Origin of the sequence: Flavobacterium ginsenosidimutans, assembly GCF_037478105.1 — a bacterium.
Classification (GTDB): Bacteria; Bacteroidota; Bacteroidia; order Flavobacteriales; family Flavobacteriaceae; genus Flavobacterium; species Flavobacterium ginsenosidimutans.
The window spans coordinates 4325943-4344115 of the sequence record NZ_CP147988.1; the positions used below are offsets into that span (position 1 = coordinate 4325943).

The window sequence follows — 18173 nt, forward strand, 5'->3', positions numbered from 1 at the left end:
AAGCTGAAATCTTAGGGCCTTTTATCATATAGATAGACCACTTTGCCCAATCTGTCTTTAAAGTTATAGCTCAAATCAAAAAATTCCTTTTCTTCGCCTTCAAAAAAGACTTTATCTATTAGGATTGAAAATTTACCTGCAAGGAAATGTTCCATCGCTAGGTCAAAATCCTCTTTTACCCCTATACAGTTTCCTATAATAGAGATATTTTTAACCATAGCTGATTTCATTATATCCTCAAAAGAATCCCTCGCATGGAATTTATTATCCAAAAATTCCGGAAACTGATTATAAAAGCCGCAGGTGACATACCTGCCGTCATAATTCATTAATTTTATGGCTCTGCCAAGATGAATATCGAACAGAGGATCAATAACTGCATCAAAAAGTCCATTTTTATTGACAAAATCAGAAATTTCATCAGCCTCAAGATAACTGTCAGCATTATGATCAACCACAAAAACTTTTTTTACTCCATAATCATAAAGTATTTTATTATTCCTAAAATTTGAAGTCATCGCATACACCTCTACAGGAAAATTTCTTAAAGCATTAATGACGGCCAAAGATGTATTTGATTTAGCAGCTGTAACTAAAACTTTTATATTGGGCCTAACCACTTTTCGAATCATCGAATATGCGGTAAATGCGGCGATGACAAAAGCTGAAGCAATTTCATCAGTTAGCGCATCAGGAATTTTAATAAGCTTATTTTCATTAAAGTCATCAATTCTTCTTGATGCATGGTTCGAAGGAAGACCGCCGATATACCCCTTAGCATAAGATGGATATGCCGCATTTGCAACAACACGATCTCCAATCTTAAGAGTTTTAACATTTTTGCCGACAGCTATAACCTCCCCAACAAATTCAGAGCCGATATATGAAAAACCGGCCTCTCCTCTTTCTGCCAGTGCATTAATCTGCTTATCGTATTTAAGTATCAATGACTTATCTCTATAATTGCATGAAATCCCCCTTTTTTTAATTAACACCCTATTATCTGGATCAGCAGATTGCTCTAAGGACAGATCCTCTTCTTCAACTAGGCCTACATTGATGCTTTCATTCTCAAGCTTAAAGTTCCCTGAAAATTTAATGCCTGCAGGGCCATAAATATTACTGCCTATAAGAGAGACGCTTTTCATAATAATTTTTTAAAATATTTCCTTCAGTAAGGAACTCTTTGAATAAATCGCAGAGTTCCTAAAAAATCATTCAGATAGACTTCTGCTATCTATAAGCTAAGTGTGCATAAAAGGCTTCCTCCCGTATCAGTTAAATCAACTGTTACAGTCACCTGTGGCTGATCCTGCTGCTTTCCTCCCTTAATCATTTCCATTTGATCCGCACTTAAATTTGTAATCTGCTTTTTATCAAGTTTTAAAGTTTTTTTATTCTGCTTAATTTTTTTCATAGATGTTTAGTGTTATAAAATAATTAAAAAAGTAAAAAATGTAAAAAAGGCATCTCCTGAAGATTCTAGAAGGAGAGCTTAGGCCAGCAGCAAATAGGATATGATTCTTTTACCGGTATTGGCACAATTGTATAATAATTTTAAGTAGGCGCGGATCTCTTTCCTTTTTTCATAATTATAGTTTTTATCTGATTACATGCACTTAAACTGCTAAAGGCTCCACTATCGCTAAACGAGTCCGAAAAGAAACTATCTAAGTATTATTTTCTTCCAGCCTCATATAATGAAACCTCTATATTTCATTATTTTTTAAATTATTGTAAGAACAAACTTAAAAACCATCTTTTTCAAATCCTTACGGTTTCCCATATTTTAGATAATTTTATTCAAAAAAAAATCAAAAAAAACAGAAATACCCACTTTTACTGACCTCATCAAAACAAAAACTTAAAAAATTTAACATTTCAGAATCCCATTACGAGTAAGCATTAAATAAAATGAAGCTGCTCTAGTTTTAGACAAAAAGCTAAAGTGCCATTTGCATAAAAGAGTTCGCGCGCGTTTAATTGGGCAGCGCATGAAAGCTGTCCGGAATTTTAAATCAAGCTTTATGAAACAGTTTGATATTATATGCGATTTCGGAGTTTTAGAAGCGATGCGAAAAATATGGTTCGCAGGCATATCTGTATTTTATAGTCGGATAGCAGTTAATAAACGCCGAAATAATGAAGAGGAGGAAAGAAATTTGATTCAGAATCTATTATCCCAAAAGAGAAATTATTTAAAGTAGAGCTCATTTCTTCTTAGCCACAATCAGATGCGCCAGCGCCGGATCATTCAAAAGCCTCTGCATCTCAGTGTGGATAATCTCCTGCACATCGCGTCTGATCTGGCTGAAGTTCTGCTGGACCATCGCATTATCCAGCCTTCTGACTGCAGGTATCTCTTTATAGCCTTCCTCCTCTTTCCGTATAGCCTCATGGTTATTTAAGATTTCCGAATGAAAGGTTTTCAATGCAATCTTGCAGTCCGGATTATCCGCTACCATGCCCACAAACTCCCCAGAGCTTAAAGAGGCTATCTTAGAGGGCGGCACAGCAGCTTCCAATTGTCTGGAACGGCTGATGGAGGTATCGGCGCTGTTGATGGAAATGCTCTCGCGGTCCTGCATGATCTTTCCGAAGCGCTCTGACAATTGTTTGGCGGTATCTCCCGTGACCTGTCCCGAGATGATATTTCCGGTGATATTCAGAATCACATCGGCCTGCTCACGCCCATAATCTTTTCTAAGCTGGCTGAAGTCCTGCACCCCCAGACAGGTTGAAACTTTATTGCTTCTCGCCGTGGCAATCAGGCTGTCCATATTGTTGAGATAGATTGTCGGAAACTCATCAAAAATAAGGCTGGATTTAAGCTTTCCTTTTTTGTTGACCAGCTTTACCAGACGGTTCACATAAAGCGACAAAACCGCTCCATAGATCTGTATCTTCTGCGGGTTGTTTCCCATGCAGACAATCTTAGGCTCCTCTGGATTATTTATGTCTAAGGTAAAATCATTTCCCGAAAGCACATAATAGAGCTGTGGCGACGAAAGCCTTGCCATGGCTATTTTAGCCGATGCGATCTGACCCTCCAGCTGGTCCATGGCATCATTGAGATAGGCATTGACAAAGGGGTTGATAAGCACCTCGATTTCCCTGTCTGTCCGCAGCAGGGTAAAGAGGCTGTCGTAATCGATCTGCATGAGCTCGATCACATGGGGAAGCGTGCAGAACTCCCCATCATTGTATCTTCTGAGATACCAGATTACGGCCGATAAAAAATTGATCGGCGACTCGACAAAAAAGTCTCCCTGCCGCCTGATCCACTCCCGGTTTAGCCCCAGCAGGATGGTCCTTGCAGACTCCGAAGCATCGGTAATATCTTCCATGCTCTGCGGATCCAAAGGATTGCAGCGGTGCATGATGCTGTCAAAATTAATGAAGTAGCATCTCGGCATCACCTTATAGACATGCTTATACTTCTCAAAGGTATTGTAGACAATCTTGGAAAGGTCATCGTATTTGAAATCATAGACAAACATGCTGAAACCTTTGGCTATGTGCTGGGTGATCACATGGCGGATGACAAAGTAGGATTTGCCCGAACCAGGCGTTCCCAAAACCAGCAGCCCCCTAAAAGGATTGATGATGTTGATCCAGCTGCTGCGCAGCTTATCCTTTAGATAATACTGCGCAGGAAGATTGATCGAATATTCATTTTCCAGCAGCCTCTCTTCCTGCGGAAAGGTTTCATTCTCGCTGTTGAAAATATCTGCTGCGGACAGCCTGTTTTTAATGATGCGCGACAGCAGCGTGCCGCCCGAAAGCACCATCAGATACCCCAAAACCGTAACAATCATATACAGCACCGCATTAGCTGGAACAGCATCGCCAAAAAACAGCACAAAACCGCTTAAAAAATAAACAGCCAGCCCTAAAGCAGCATAATAAAAAGCGGTCTTAAACCGCAGCTTCTCGTCCTTTCTTCCCTTTGCCCCTAATAGGGAAACCGCCAGAAGCCCCAGCGAAATAAATTTGGATGTATGGAAACTGCCAAACAGCCCCGTCTTATAGACCGAAACTAAAATGGTATCCACAAAACTGCCTGTAAGATTCCATAACTGGAAAGCTCCATACCAGCAATAATAAAAATGCAGCATCAGTAAAACGATGCTCATCAGCCTTGTCATATCAAGTATTTTTCTCAGCGCCTGTTCATTCTCTCCTGTCTGCATAGCTGCCTGATTTTACCGTTAATAATTTGGATTAATTCAGATCTGAGCGTCTTTTTCCTTTTCTTTTCCCGCGCTTTCTTTTCAATGCTGCAGGAGCATAGTCCAGCTGCCACTCAGGCTTTAAAAGCCTCTGCAATTCTTGGGCCGCGATAGGCTCGGCCGCGCTTGCGCAAAGGTTTTTAAAGGGCGTTTCTTGTGGCTCGGCTTTCACATTCTTCAAGCTGGTTTTATGCGCTGCACCGCCTTCCATTTTCACACTGCCGCCGCAGCGCTCCAGCATGCCTTTGGCACTGTAGCTTTTACCCAGAGCGCTTCCATTTAGAACACATTTGGTCACATGATCCACATAGGTGATTCCATAAAGCTCTCCGGCATCGCTGCGCCGCAGCACGGCATGGATCCCTTCTTTCTGCAGCATTGGAAAAAGCTTTTCCAAATCCATATCTTTCTGCAGAAAAGCAGTGTCCACCGCATTGCGGATCCGCTTCTTTTCAAACGCGATTTCTGACGCATTTAAAGCAAATCTCTTCTCTAAAAAAGCAAGGGTCGGCTTGATTGCAAAATCGCTTGCCTTAATGGGAACTCCAGCAGTCTTCCCCTCCTTATCCAGTATGCGGTATACAAGCCCGCCCGACTTGAAAACCCTAGAATCTTCGCTGCCCCGATCCGCCTTTAAATTGTAGAGCTGCAGCACCGCGTTGAGCTCTGCAAGCGATGCGTATCTATAATTGTAAAGCACCTGCTGCAGCACACTTGATATGGCTTTTTTGGATTCCATTTTTCCATAGGCCGCTCTGCCTGCAGGCACAGGTTTCAGCGATAGGGCAGCTGCTCTTTCCTGCCCTTCTGCCCTCACCAGATTAAAGGATTTTTCAATCTCTTTTCTCGCCTTTTCAGACTGGTTTCTCCCTATGTTCTGCATGTCTATTCTCGAACCGTCCTCCTTTATTTTAACCGACACCAGATGGATGTGCGGATGCCCCGCATCAAAATGCTCATACACCAGATAGGGCTGCTGTCCAAAACCTATTTTTTCCATATAGCTATCAGCTATTTCCATAAGCTTTTCAGCAGGATAATTCTCTGACGGATGAAAGTTCAGCGAGATATGGACGCTGCTTCTTTTCACGTTCCCATTCAGGGCCGCCTGATGCAGGAGCCTGTTGAGTTTCATAGCCCTGGATAGGTCTTCAGCTGCAGCAGGATAATTCCCTTCCCCGATGCATTTTGCCTGGCCATCTTGAACCTTATTTTCATTGTAATTGAAGATGCGGTGCAGCGAATGCCCCGTCTTTATGACTGCAACCATTTCCCGCTTATTTTAGCAGCAAGATTCTGGATCTGCGACACCTGAAAAAGGAGCCGATCGCGCTGCAGCCCAGTCTCTAAAATCCACTGCCTGAACTCAGGGATCTGCTGCAGGGTGTGCAGCTTTTTAACGCTCTGGTTAAAGTTATTTCCAAGAGCGCTGAGCTCTTTTCGAAGCCGTATAAATTCGAGCATGAATTCATCAAGGGAGGCATCGCGGTGCTTCACCGTTACAGGTCTGTTTAGAAGGCATTTTCTGAGGTATTCGCTCATCTGCCTGCATGTGGTGGCCTTGAATCTTCTTTCAAGCGCCTCATATTCTACCGCTGTAAATCTGACCGCAGCGATGCGGGTCCTGTTTAAAATTTCTTTTTTCATCTTCTTTTCCTCCATTCTTTTTAAGCGTTAAAATGCTTTCCCTTCAGGCTTCAGCTGCCCGCGAGTTCCGAGCAGAAAGGCCGCCAGATTCGTTTGTTTAACAAACGGACATCTGGCCGACTGCAGCAAGGCGGGCAGTCTCCAATCCCTATAAAAGCATTTGGCATCACTGCCGCCAGAAATAAATCCTGCCCGAAGTTATGAAAGGCAGAGCGATCCCTACCATCATGCCCATATTTTGAATAGGCTGCTTTTAAGGCATCTGCCTATCTTTACAGGAGCTGATTATTAATTTAAAAACGTTGAATTATGCTGACAGAAAATGAAGCTGCCCAGGTTTTTGATACCATACTGAGTATCCCTGGCATGAATGAACTGGTGAGGATTGATCTGAAGATTTCACGAAAAAATGTGCTGCTGCTCCACCATGCGATCGCACGCGGCCTGATTCAAAATGGCAGCGGCCCTTCGGTGCTGCTGCAACGCGCCGCAGAGGAGAACATTGAAGAACTGAGACAGCTTTCCGCAGACTGCCTGAGCAGGGCCGGACTTACCGAACTCAATGAAAAGCTTGCCCGCCTCGGAGCAGAAAAAAAACAGTAGAGAACAGAAAGAAAAAGCCGTTAGCATGAAATTTCTAACGGCTTTTTTGCTATTCCCAGCGCACTATTATTTTTGTTTATGCACAGCTTAAATCCATATTGCTTTTTATGCTATTTTTGGACAGCTAATATTGAATATATGACCCCCGAAGAACTGAAAGGATTTGAAGAAAGACAGGCTGAAATGCAGCAGACCAGAGACCTTTTTGATCTCATCTGCAGCAGGCTGAACCTGAAATACGGAGAGTTCTTTGGATTTCGCGATACAAGAGGATTCGCTGTCCTTAATATTTACAATGATCAGGGAAATAAAACAAGAGCGCTGAAAGTTTCGCAGACTGCAGAAGTTCTTATTGACACCCATAAATACCACTCGGTCTACCAGTCCAATACGAAAAGAAATATCCTTTTCTTCAGCGAGCTGAGAGACAGGCCTGATGGCTATAATACCACCAGAAAGGGAGTGCTGGATGAAAACTTTGAGGTCCTGCTTCCCGCCCAATACGATTCCCTGCGAGACATCAATGAAGACAGCTTTCTGGCCACTATTGGCGATTATGCGGGCATACTCAATTCAAGATTTGAAATAATCATCCCTCTAAAGTTCAGGGAAATTGAATACAATGAAACCCTAAAAGTTTTCAAAGCTAGGGAACAGATCAATAAAGAAGAAGAAGAAGAAGAAGAAGAAAGCAGCATTTACAGGATCTTCGACCAGAATGGCATGCTGGTCAATACCCTTGAATACGGACTGGTCAATTTTGCCAACAGCCCTTCCTTCTATACGGTTTATGATATCGGAAGCTTCTGCAGCGATTATGTGGATCCGACTGTTATGATTGGCAGACAGGGGCTTCTGGACCAGAACTTTAAGACTATAATCCCCCCGCTTTATGATCTGATTTTTAAAGGCGAAAAGTTTATTCTGGCTTACGAAGAAAGAAACGCGGAAGTGGGCCGTGACTATGAGGCGAAAGAAGCGGAAGGCTCCGAATGCTACTATACGCTGGACGGCGGAAAATGGGGTGCATTTGACCATGGCGGAAGCCTTATCATCCCTTTTGAATACAGCTGGATCGGACAGACGCTTAAGGATGATCTGTTTTTAATCAACCCTTCAGGGCTGATGTACTATTACCAGGGCGAACAGGAAGATGGGGCATGGTATGTCAAGGATGGGCTCTGGGGACTCATCAATTCCAAAAACGAAATCATGGTAGAGCCTATCTATAGGCACTATCAATTGTACGACAGCAAGATCATATTCTTTAACAGGCAGTCTGCCGATTATAGAATACTGGATACCAAAGATGCACTGACCATACATTTATAGCATCTGCTCTAAGGCCTGCCTATATCAATAAACGAAAAACTCCCTAAAAAATAGGGAGCTCTTCGGCAGCCGGCGGGTGCCTGAAATGGTATGCGATAACTAACTAAATCATTGTACAGAACCTCCAGACGAACCCCGCCGGTCCCCTGTGCTTTTTCTGGCTGATTGTGCAGCATCGCTATTAATATAAAGCCAAAATTACGGCAATAAAAATCCAAAAGCTTACAGAATCTTCCAATAAGATTATAGGATTCTAAGCTATGCCAAGCCACAACTCTGGAACTGTTCCTAAAAGAATAAAAAACAGAAAAAGGCGCTATAAAGCGCCTTCATCTGCAAAGGAATAATAGCTCTCTTCTGTAATGATCAGATGATCCAGCAGCTTGATGTCCAGCAGCTCTCCTGCCTGTGCTATCTTTGCGGTGATGTATCGGTCAGGGTTTGAAGGCAGCAGCGACCCTGAAGGATGGTTGTGCGTGATAATCAGGCCTACTGCACCTGCTTTAAGCGCTGCCGCAAACAGCAGTCTGATATCCACCACGGTTCCCGTGATGCCTCCCGAGGAAGCTTCGTAAATTCCGAGCACTTTATTGGACTGGTTGAGCAGCAGAACCTTGAACTGCTCAAGGAATTCGATCTTGCCCGGATCCCAGCAGTCCTTTATAAGGCTATATGCATATCTGGAGGATGTAATATGGGGTCTCTCGGAATTTTTAACTTTTGTCCTGTAGACCAGATCGATTTCTGAAACGGTTTTCCAGCTTTTGTTTTCTTCTGTCTTCATGATGCTGCAGATTTAAGGTTAATAGCAGCACCTGCACCGGGCAGAGGCCAGCGAGCGCAGAAAGCAACGCAATAAAGCAGGACGGATGTCCTGCATTTATGGGGGAATTTTTTGCGGCGAACCGCAGGCTCCTGCCCGAACTTTGTGATGGGATTAAACGATAATGCGCTATCCAAGGCAGCTGCCTCCCATTTCAAGAACAAAAGGATCTGGGCATACGGATAGCAGCACCGTACACAGCGCTTATATCAATTCCAGCATGCAGACCGGAAGCAAATGCCTGAATGATAGAACAGTGCCAGAACGGTATGAAAAACAATCGCCAAATATCCTGCAAAACCGCAGTCCGTCTTGCCTGATGTATAGTTTTCAATTATTTTTGCAGCATGAATTACGAAGACATTAAACGGCATTTTGAGAACAATCCTCCGCCTAGAGAAGTCACTTGGACAGAATGGGCAAAGATCACCGATACGCAGGTTTTCCTTAAGAGCTGCTATATCGGCATCAGAAACTTTAACGGTCCCCTAGACCGCTGTCCGGCATGGTGGCATCTGAGGGATTTTTATATTCTCATGAAAAAAACAGCCCAGCTGCAGACGGCTGAACAAGAGATTGTGGCCGAATCGAACCCTCCAGAAACTGCTGCGGACACGCAAATTGAAGAAACTCCCCCGGCAGCTCCTGCTGAAGACGAAGCCGTATAGATCTATTCATTGCAAAACGCTGCAAGCCATAGAAGATTGGCCTGCACGACAGCGAGGATTATCCCTGAAGCAGCCGCCAGCTATTAATAGTAAGAAAAATTCTAATTAAAAACACCGCCAAACAAAAAAAACGGCCCAAAAATTCCGAAAGCAAAAAAAAATATTCACCGGCTGGGCTGTCATTTAACATCTGATTTTACGGGCTTAGAAAAGAAGAAACTTTGTTTTATTTCTTCCGGCTGTCGCGCTCCAGTCTATTGCCAATATGTCCTGCAGCAGATCTTTAAGCTCCTTAAAACTGGAGGGCCTGATCGCGTAAAAATCGGCACCCATTTTATAGGATAGATCTATATCTTGAGGACTGCTGCTCGTGGAAAGGATGATCACTTTTATGCAGCTTAACGGCTCCTCGGCATTTCGGATTTCTTCCAGACATTCAAAACCATTTTTAACGGGCATATGGATGTCCAAAAAAATCATTTCCGGCAGGCTGGCCGTCTCCTGATAAAGCATATTGAGCAGCTCCTGTCCGTCTTCGTAAGCCTTTGCGATTACAGGAAGGCCGAGCTCCTCCATGGCACTGAGAAAGAGCATTCTCTCATCTGCATCATCATTAGCCAAATAAATGGCTTTGAGCGGCTTCTTTTGCTGTAACATGGCCTAATATTTTATGCAGTTGCAGAAGACAAGAATCTAAAAATCTGCAAAGGCCATATACCGGAATATACAGGCAGCTGAAAATCGATAAATAATCGAATTATATCCGTCGAGCGGTTACTAGATCATAAAGGTAGCTTTTCTTTTTGTAGGAAATACTGCTGATCTCACAAAATACTGAATATTATCAAAACAATAACATATTTTTCCGCATATTTTTTACATTTAGAATTCTGTTTTCTGCTGATGAAAGGAAACACCAATGCCTGGCGGAAATTTGCGGGTCAGACAGAACAGACTGACGCGGTAGCCAATCAGAATGCCCAGAAATTTTTATATGATAAAAATACTCTCGAAAATCAGGAAGAACGGTAAAAAATCGTGTAGCAAAACGAGTATCGCAATACCCCTGCCTAAAAAACTTAATTCACTTGCTTGAATACAAAAGCCCATTGTTCATCTGAAGCAATGGGCTTTGTCTTGTATCGGCATATAAATAAGGAACGCCTGAAACTTTTCAGCAGAGGCATCCGTTTTGTCGGAGTATAATTTACCTTATAACGCCGTAAATCTTGATTTTAGTATAAGGAACGACATTTTATTCTTTAGGATTCTCCATGCTGCTGATGATTTTACCCACCTCGGCTTCGGTAGCTTTGAGTTTGGCCTGGCAGAACTCAATGAGCTCTGAGGCTCTTTTTACCTTTGCCGCCAGCTCGTCCACCGAAATGGTCTCATTTTCAATTTCCTTTGAAATAGCGCTTAGTTCGGCAAAAGCCTTTTCATAAGTCAGGTTCTCTTCCATTGTATTGTATTTTTTCTTTAACGGTGCTTATCAGTCTGGTGTCTTTCAGGATCACTTCTATATCGTCCCCCTGCTCTATGTTCTCGCCACTGCTGGCAATGGCATTATTTACTCTGACAATCGCATACCCTTTTCTAAGGATATTCTGCGGCGACATCATTTTTATGGTCTTCTGATGATGCTCCAGCGTAAGCTCCTCTCTGCGAAGATAAGAATTACTGAATGTTTTAATGGCATTTCTCAACTGAACGAGTTCTCCTTTTCGCTCCGCCAGAATCATCTTCGGGCGCTGAAGGGTCTGCTGGGCGGCAACAAGCAGTCTTTTCTGGTTTTCATGCAGCACTGCCCTTGAATTTCTGGCAAGCTGCTCTCTGGTCCTCTCGAGCTGCTTTTTATGGTTTTCAGCCAGTGCTTTTGCGTTATAGGAAACAGCGTTTTTCAGCTGGCTGAGTTCCCTGTAATGTCCGAGAAAAAGCTGCTGCGATCTGATCACAATAGTCCGCTGCAATGCGAGTATGCCTTCTTCAAAGCTGCGGTTATGCGCAATAATGAATTCTGCAGCCTTGGTAGGGGTCTTAGTGCTGGTGTGCGCCATAAGATCGGTGATGCTGACGTTTTTCTGGTGTCCTATTCCTGTAATGACCGCGATGGGAAACTTCGCCACCGCCCTGCCGATACCGTAATTGTCAAAAATCAGAAAATCGGACTGCGAACCTCCCCCTCTTGCAATAACAATGGCGTCATAAGGGATTCCAGTATTATAGACATCAATAAGCTTATTCAGAAAGAGTTTTGCATTATTGTCTCCCTGCACGACAGTATGGTAATCATCAATCTGGAATGCATAGCCAAAATCATTATGGACCATCGTATGGCGGAAATCCTCATTTCCGGCAGAGCTGCTGGAAGAGATTACCGCAATCTTCTGAATTACCGCAGGAAGCTTAAGACGGCTGTTCAGCGTAGAATACTGCTCGCCTTCTTTCCAGATATAGCCATTTTCCCTGACCAGTCTTGCCAGGGTGGCATTACGCTGCTGTTCCAGAATGCCAAGCATAAAATTACTGTCGATATCCAGCAGGTTTACAGATAGTCCGTAAAGCGGATGGAAGTCTATGCTGACCTGCACCAGCACATGAAGATTGTTGGTGAAGCGCTGTCCGGTTGCGATTTCAAAATCAAGTATCCGCAGCGCACCTGTTCCCCAGGACTTGCCCTTAATCTTCGCTGTAATGGTGCTGTCTTTTTCTGATTTCTCCACCAGCTCAAAATAATGGATCTTCTTGTCAGCCTTAAAGGAATGATTGGTGATATCGGCCACTATCCAGTAAGTCTGGCCCTTAAATCGGGCATTGATCGCATCCTGGATCTGGTCATTGAGCTGTGAGAGTCTGATATACTGGTCCGGTCCCATTTAAATGTTCATGCCTTTAAAGGATTTTTCTGTTCTGCTATATGATGCCCATTAGAGCAGAGAATTTAAAACTGATTTTATAAAGCATAATGCCTCTATCCTCTTATGTGAAAGCGCATTCAAAGGAATCATTGTTATTTAAGTGTGATTGTGTCCGCTAGGTTCTCCTGATTGATAAAAGCAGCTATATACTCCTGCACTTCATTTCGCTTTTCAGAAGAAGTTTCAAAAGTATTGATATGAAATTCTTCATCCTGATCCACTATATGAATAATCTCGGTATAGCCTTTTGATATCAGGCTGCCTTTAAGCTTTAGAACGGTATGCTGCTGGCGGGCATCCAAATCTTTTCTCACTTTTAATTGTATCGCTTTTTCCATTGTGAAAGATCTGCTGGTTTGCTGTTTGGTCAAACCAAATATACATAATTTGATTAAAGCCTGCCACCGCATAAATGTTAAAAAGACAGGGCCCTCCAAAGCCTATGGATCCGCGCTTCCAGGCTTATTTTCCAGCACATGGCTTTCTTGGCTTAAAATAAAACTTAAAAGTCCGCAAAAGAAGCCGGTTTTACAGCAAAAAGTTTGAAATTTGCAAAATACATTCGCATATGGTAAAATCAGCAGAATCGCTCGAAGAATTTTACAGGCATAAATTCAGCGGTCTATCACAGAATCTGGCCAGACACGCTGGACAGTTTAATGTTTTTAGAATTGAAGACCGCATTCAGTCCAATACAGTTTCCGCCTCGTATATCCGCAGGGATTTTTTTAAAATCATGCTGTATTCGGGCACTAATAATTTTCATTACGGCGATCGGACCATAAGCGTTGAGGGCAGTACGCTCCTGTTTTTCAATCCTAGGGTGCCATACACTTACGATTCGCTTGAACCGGAAACCACAGGATGCTTTTGCGTATTCAAAGAAGATTTTTTCCAGGAAAGCTTTCGTATCAATCTAAGCGAGCTCCCCCTTTTTTCCGTTGGATTTTATCCCGTTTTCAAACTCAGTGACCAGCAGCATGCAGAGATCGGTGCCATTTTTGAAAAGGTAATTGCAGCCTTTGAAAAGGATTATATCTATAAGTTTGAATTGATTAAAAGCTATGTCAGTGAGCTGATTTATCTGGCGCTGCAGCTGCGGCCTGCCAGTGAAATTTTAGGGCATATTGACGCCGGCTCCAGAATTACATCTGCATTTATGGAGCTTCTTGAGAGGCAGTTCCCTATTGAATCTGCTTCCCAGCGTTTTACCCTGAGATCTCCCAAAGCCATAGCCGACAAGCTTTCTGTTCATGTCAATTATCTCAATCGGGCAATCAAAAAAACTACGGGACGCACTACTACAGATCATATTTTCGAAAGGCTTGCGGCCGAAGCAAAAGCCCTGCTTAAATATACTGATTGGAGTATCGGAGAAATTAGTTATGCTCTGGGTTTTGAAGACCAGGCGCATTTTAACAACTTTTTCAAGAAGCAGACAAATACCAATCCCTCTTCTATCAGAAAGGTTTGAATTTGACAAAAAATGGTTCTGTTTTAACAAAACTGCGTTGAATATCGGCCATAACTTTGCCTCAAAATAAAAAATTATGAGCACAACTAAAGTATGGTATATTACGGGAGCTTCTAAAGGCATGGGAAGGGCGATAACAAAACAGCTGCTGTCTAAAGGCCACAGCGTTGCGGCCACTTCAAGAACTGCGGACGCATTGGAGCAGTTCGAAGAATATGGAGACAGGTTTCTGGCATTGGAGGTCGATTTAAAAAGCGAACGGTCTATTGCGCTTTCGTTAAAAAAAACAATTGAAAAGTTTGGCCGGGCAGATGTAATTGTGAATAATGCAGGTTATGGTTTAGGAGGCGCACTGGAAGAAATTACCTCTGAAGAAATGGCAGAAAATTTCGAGGTGAATTTTTTTGCTGCCGTAAGGGTCATCCAAAATGCACTGCCCTACCTCAGGGAACAGCGTTCAGGGCATATCATTAACATTTCCTCAATAGCGGGTTTCGCACCGGGATTGGGATGGCCAGTGTACTGCGCAGCAAAATCTGCACTAAGCGGATTGTCCGAAGCGCTCGCAAATGATCTAAAACCCCTTGGACTGCATGTCACAAATGTTTTGCCGGGCTGGTTCAGGACAAATTTTGCAAAACCTGATTCAATCGCCTACAATAAAAACCAGATGCAGGAGTATGGATATCTGCGCGAATATCATGAGAAAATGAACAGCATGGACGGCATGCAGCTGGGAAATCCCGACCAGATCGCAGATGTTTTTTTACAGCTGGCCGCGAGCCAGAACCCTCCAGTAAACTTATTTTTAGGTAGCGATTCTTTCAACAGGGCAAAAAATAAGATCGAGCAGCTGAATCAGGAGATGTCGGACTGGAAAACTCTTTCTGTATCCACAGACTTCCAATACTAGTGAAGCTTAGCTTATCTGTCTGTTCTTTACCGCATAACTAAAAAACGCCTCACTTGCAAAAAGGAGGCGTTCAAATTTCATAAGCACTTTCAATTTATTGGATGGAAATTCTGTTAGCAGCGTCTCTTTTCTTCTGATCAATCACTTTTGCATAAATCTGGGTCGTTTTTACGCTCTTATGCCCAAGCATTTTTGAAATGGTAAAAATATCTGTTCCTGCTGTCAGCTGCAATGTGGCATAAGTATGCCTAAAGCAGTGGAAAGTAATATGCTTGCTTATTCCTGATAGTGCCACCCATACCGGAAGCGCGCGGTCAACATCCCATTTGTTTAAACCTTTAAATACCTTCTCATTTTCTCCTTTTCTCTTTCCCAAAAGCTCAAAAGCCTCATCAGAAATAGGAATGGACACTGCCCCTTCCGTTTTCTTCTGCCTGAATATGATATAATGGCCGTCATTCTCAATGTAATGCAGTTCGGACCAGGTCAGCTTGGCAATATCGGAATATCTTACACCTGTAAGAACCGAAAACATTGAAATCTTACGTACAGTCAGATTAGGGCAGGGTGTTGCAAAAAGCGTGCGCGTTTCTTCAAGAGTCATAAAATTCCGCTGTGATTCCATTTCCTTTATTGATCCTATCTTGGCATTGATATCCGTTTTCAGCTTATCCTCTCTATAAGCAGCCTTCAGGGTTGTCTTAATCTTGTTATAATAGGAAAGGGCTGTATTTCGTGACAGCTGCTTTTTATTCTTTCTCAAGCTTTTAGCTTTTAAAAGATAATCCCTGAAATCTTCAATTAAAGAAACCGTCACCTCATTAAATGCCAGATCCTTCCCTTTTAGGAAGGCTTCAAAATGGGTAATAGCACAGGTCCAGATTGACAGATTGTTGCCGACTTTTTTGGCGCCTAATTTTTTATAATACTCAAGAAAAGATTCCCTTCCAACCTCCTGTATTGCTAATTGTTCTTTCTCAAATGCAGAATAGATTTCACTTTTATTGATTTCATTCTGTTTTCTTGCCCTTATAAGTTCAGCAGTGTGGAGATTCTCAGCATTAGCGGCTTTCTCGTACTGATTTGCAGGCTTCTGGTAAAGATACAGCTTCAAAAATTCTCGTCTCGAGAAACTGTTCGTTTTCGAATCCCAGTATGGAGGATAATAATCAAGATATAAGGATAATCGTCCTCCTGAAATCGCTTTCTTTCTAAGTGTGATAATACTTTTATTCATGATCAATACTTTTTAAATAAATATCCAGATCCTTTTTCTGCACATAAGTAAATTTGCCGGATGCATACTTGCGTATGCTGTGCTTTTTAATTAAAAAGTACAGCCCGGTCTGGCTTATGCCGTAAAGTTCCTGTGCCTGCGTTATGGTACAGCACTCATTTAAATCTAAAATCTGAGGTTCAGCAGCCGGCTTGACTGCAGCTGCTTCATTGACTGCAAACAGAGCTTGGATGCTCTTTGTGCTGACAAAATTCCGTCTGCCCAGTTTTACTGTTTCTACATCCTTTCTCTCGATCATTCTGTAGAGTGTTCTTCTGCTTATTCCAAAAAACAGGACGCAGTTATTTATGCTTAAATATTCCCTTTTTTTGACAGCCTCAAAATCCAGCATCCGAATCCTTTCAGTTTCCTTATTGCTGATATCAACTATCTTGTGCCTGGTAATTAATTTATAGTTCTTACTCGAGCATTTTAGGGAGCAGAACTTGGTTTTGGTCGTTTTTGCCGTAAATTCTTCTTTGCAGAATTGGCAGATTCTTGTAATTCGCATGTTTGAACTCATAATTTTTCAATTTTTTAGTTATGTGCCCTACATTGTCCATTAAATCCTCTTTTGATGTGTCATTATGTGCCATAAGGTGCCAAAGTGTGCCAAAATTTCCCCTTATCATTAATTTTTGTTTGTACCTCGAAATTCGAGGTACAACTGGGGTACAAATCTGAGCAAAACAACACCCAAATATTCCAAAAAACAACCCAATAAAAAAAGAGCCAAAATGTTAATTACCAACATTTTAGCTCTTTTTGTTATTTTTATTTTGTATTTTTTTGTCCCCTCTACTTGCCAATACAAAAATTAGCAAATATATTCCCCAGCAATTCGTCATTAGAAACTTGACCAGTTATAAGACCGAATTGGTATAAAGCTTCACGAATATCAAGTGCCATTAAATCACTTGAAAGTCCGGATTCTAAGCCAAATTTCACTTTCTGAATTTCATCTAAAGCTTTTAATAATGAATCATAATGTCTTGTATTAGTTACAATAGTTTCATTGTTTCGAAGTGCACCAGTATTTACAAAAGACAATAATTCATTTTTTAAATCCTCTACTCCTATTTTTTCTTTCGCAGAAATTAATAGCAGTTTTGCATTTAAATTTTCTAACTGATTCGTAATATTTGCTACTTCATCATTAGAAAGGATATCTCTTTTATTTACTACAATAATTAGAGGTTTTAGTGGGTATTTGTTCTTGATTTGTTCAATTTCATTTACAAACTCAGAACTTGAAGTTTGAAATTTCAAACCGTCAAATAAATAAATTACAACTTGCGCTTGTTCTATTTTTTCAAAAGTTTTCTTGATTCCGATGCTTTCCACAACATCTTTTGTATCACGAATTCCAGCCGTATCGATAAATCTAAATCCGATTCCGCCAATAACCAATTCGTCTTCGATTGTATCACGTGTTGTTCCCGCAATGTCAGAAACAATCGCACGCTCTTCGTTTAATAATGCGTTTAATAAAGTCGATTTTCCAACATTGGGTTCGCCAACAATCGCAACAGGAATTCCATTTTTAATTACATTTCCAACAGCAAATGAATCGATAAGACGTTTTAAAACAAATTCAATTCTATTTAATAATTCATGAAATTGCGTTCTATCTGCAAATTCTACATCTTCTTCTGCAAAGTCTAATTCTAATTCAATTAAAGAAGCAAAATTTAATAGTTCTTCTCGCAATTTTGCAATTTCATTACTGAATCCGCCGCGCATTTGCTGCATTGCAATTTGGTGAGAAGCTTCATTATCTGACGAAATCAAATCGGCAACTGCTTCTGCTTGCGATAAATCTAATTTTCCGTTTAAGAAAGCTCTTAACGTAAATTCACCTGCATCTGCCATTCTACAGCCATTTCGAAGTAATAACTGAATAATCTGCTGTTGAATATAAGTTGATCCGTGACACGAAATTTCGATCGTATCTTCTCCTGTATATGAATTTGGACATTTAAAAACCGACACTAAAACTTCGTCTAAAGTTTTACTTCCATCAACAATATGACCTAAATGAAGCGTATGCGTTTTCTGTTTGGTTAAATCTTTGTTTTTAATAGATCTAAAAACTGAATTACCAATTGTAATAGCTTCAGCTCCCGAAATACGGATTATGGCGATAGCTCCAGCTCCAGATGGTGTGGCTAAAGCAACTATAGAATCTTGATTTATCATGCTGCAAAGGTATAAAAAAAGCCTTAATTTCTTTTCTGTACTGACACGTGCTCAATTCTCGTAAAAAATCTGTAAATTAGTTACAGTT

18 protein-coding genes are annotated in these 18173 nt (G+C 41.6%); 5 read left to right on the forward strand and 13 right to left on the reverse strand.

Annotated elements, in window-relative coordinates; translation table 11 throughout:
* Window positions 1-11 precede the first annotated feature (11 nt).
* The 5 genes from V6624_RS18855 to V6624_RS18875 form a co-directional block, all read right to left on the reverse strand.
* Window positions 12-1148: a zinc-binding alcohol dehydrogenase family protein gene (locus tag V6624_RS18855; RefSeq protein ID WP_338839778.1), complete on the reverse strand. Its 1137-nt coding sequence runs from the start codon at window positions 1146-1148 to the stop codon at window positions 12-14.
* An 89-nt stretch (window positions 1149-1237) separates the two neighbouring features.
* Window positions 1238-1417: a class I lanthipeptide gene (locus V6624_RS18860; RefSeq protein ID WP_111289879.1), complete on the reverse strand. Its 180-nt coding sequence runs from the start codon at window positions 1415-1417 to the stop codon at window positions 1238-1240.
* Between the two features lie 793 nt (window positions 1418-2210).
* A complete protein-coding gene (mobC, locus tag V6624_RS18865; protein WP_338839780.1) occupies window positions 2211-4193 on the reverse strand; it encodes a conjugal transfer protein MobC in 1983 nt (660 codons plus the stop codon).
* 31 nt (window positions 4194-4224) lie between these two features.
* Entirely contained in the window at window positions 4225-5502 is a 1278-nt protein-coding gene (locus V6624_RS18870) for a relaxase/mobilization nuclease domain-containing protein (protein ID WP_338839781.1), read from the reverse strand.
* On the reverse strand, window positions 5487-5894 hold the full coding sequence (locus tag V6624_RS18875) for a plasmid mobilization protein (RefSeq protein WP_338839782.1): 408 nt from the start codon (window positions 5892-5894) through the stop codon (window positions 5487-5489). The genes V6624_RS18870 and V6624_RS18875 overlap by 16 nt, the downstream gene beginning before the upstream one ends.
* A 294-nt stretch (window positions 5895-6188) precedes the next feature.
* Here V6624_RS18875 and V6624_RS18880 point away from each other — a divergent pair, with 294 nt between their 5' ends.
* Entirely contained in the window at window positions 6189-6482 is a 294-nt protein-coding gene (locus tag V6624_RS18880; protein WP_338839783.1) for a hypothetical protein, read from the forward strand.
* A gap of 138 nt (window positions 6483-6620) precedes the next feature.
* A complete protein-coding gene (locus V6624_RS18885; protein ID WP_338839784.1) occupies window positions 6621-7814 on the forward strand; it encodes a WG repeat-containing protein in 1194 nt (397 codons plus the stop codon).
* Window positions 7815-8130: 316 nt separating this feature from the next.
* On the opposite strand, the gene V6624_RS18890 is transcribed toward V6624_RS18885, so the two are convergent.
* The gene (locus V6624_RS18890; RefSeq protein WP_411970328.1) at window positions 8131-8601 is read right to left on the reverse strand and encodes a JAB domain-containing protein; all 471 of its coding nucleotides are present in this window, start codon (window positions 8599-8601) and stop codon (window positions 8131-8133) included.
* A 383-nt stretch (window positions 8602-8984) separates the two neighbouring features.
* Between V6624_RS18890 and V6624_RS18895 the strand changes: the two genes are divergently transcribed.
* Window positions 8985-9305, forward strand: coding sequence for a DUF6965 family protein (locus tag V6624_RS18895; protein ID WP_263522578.1), 321 nt, complete (start codon window positions 8985-8987; stop codon window positions 9303-9305).
* A gap of 204 nt (window positions 9306-9509) precedes the next feature.
* Here the strand turns inward: V6624_RS18895 and V6624_RS18900 are convergent, their stop codons facing one another.
* The 4 genes from V6624_RS18900 to V6624_RS18915 all read right to left on the reverse strand — a co-directional run bounded on the left by V6624_RS18900 (window position 9510) and on the right by V6624_RS18915 (window position 12561).
* Window positions 9510-9962, reverse strand: a complete 453-nt coding sequence (locus tag V6624_RS18900; RefSeq protein ID WP_338839785.1) for a response regulator — start codon at window positions 9960-9962, stop codon at window positions 9510-9512.
* A 598-nt stretch (window positions 9963-10560) separates the two neighbouring features.
* Complete coding sequence (xseB, locus tag V6624_RS18905; protein ID WP_111289861.1) at window positions 10561-10767, reverse strand: exodeoxyribonuclease VII small subunit; 207 nt, start codon at window positions 10765-10767, stop codon at window positions 10561-10563.
* Window positions 10745-12181 carry an exodeoxyribonuclease VII large subunit gene (gene xseA, locus V6624_RS18910; RefSeq protein WP_338839786.1) on the reverse strand — a complete coding sequence of 479 codons (1437 nt, stop codon included), beginning with the start codon at window positions 12179-12181 and terminating at the stop codon, window positions 10745-10747. Before xseA ends, xseB begins: the two co-directional genes overlap by 23 nt.
* Before the next feature lie 134 nt (window positions 12182-12315).
* Complete coding sequence (locus tag V6624_RS18915) at window positions 12316-12561, reverse strand: hypothetical protein (RefSeq protein WP_111290159.1); 246 nt, start codon at window positions 12559-12561, stop codon at window positions 12316-12318.
* 230 nt (window positions 12562-12791) lie between these two features.
* Here V6624_RS18915 and V6624_RS18920 point away from each other — a divergent pair, with 230 nt between their 5' ends.
* Both V6624_RS18920 and V6624_RS18925 read left to right on the forward strand, forming a co-directional pair.
* Window positions 12792-13697, forward strand: coding sequence for an AraC family transcriptional regulator (locus tag V6624_RS18920; RefSeq protein WP_338839787.1), 906 nt, complete (start codon window positions 12792-12794; stop codon window positions 13695-13697).
* A 76-nt stretch (window positions 13698-13773) separates the two neighbouring features.
* Complete coding sequence (locus V6624_RS18925; RefSeq protein ID WP_111289855.1) at window positions 13774-14610, forward strand: SDR family NAD(P)-dependent oxidoreductase; 837 nt, start codon at window positions 13774-13776, stop codon at window positions 14608-14610.
* 94 nt (window positions 14611-14704) lie between these two features.
* Here the strand turns inward: V6624_RS18925 and V6624_RS18930 are convergent, their stop codons facing one another.
* The 3 genes from V6624_RS18930 to mnmE all read right to left on the reverse strand — a co-directional run bounded on the left by V6624_RS18930 (window position 14705) and on the right by mnmE (window position 18085).
* Window positions 14705-15847, reverse strand: coding sequence for a site-specific integrase (locus tag V6624_RS18930; protein WP_111289853.1), 1143 nt, complete (start codon window positions 15845-15847; stop codon window positions 14705-14707).
* Window positions 15840-16409 carry a helix-turn-helix domain-containing protein gene (locus V6624_RS18935; protein WP_338839789.1) on the reverse strand — a complete coding sequence of 190 codons (570 nt, stop codon included), beginning with the start codon at window positions 16407-16409 and terminating at the stop codon, window positions 15840-15842. Before V6624_RS18935 ends, V6624_RS18930 begins: the two co-directional genes overlap by 8 nt.
* 275 nt (window positions 16410-16684) lie before the next feature.
* Window positions 16685-18085, reverse strand: coding sequence for a tRNA uridine-5-carboxymethylaminomethyl(34) synthesis GTPase MnmE (gene mnmE, locus V6624_RS18940; protein ID WP_338839791.1), 1401 nt, complete (start codon window positions 18083-18085; stop codon window positions 16685-16687).
* Window positions 18086-18173 lie beyond the last annotated feature (88 nt).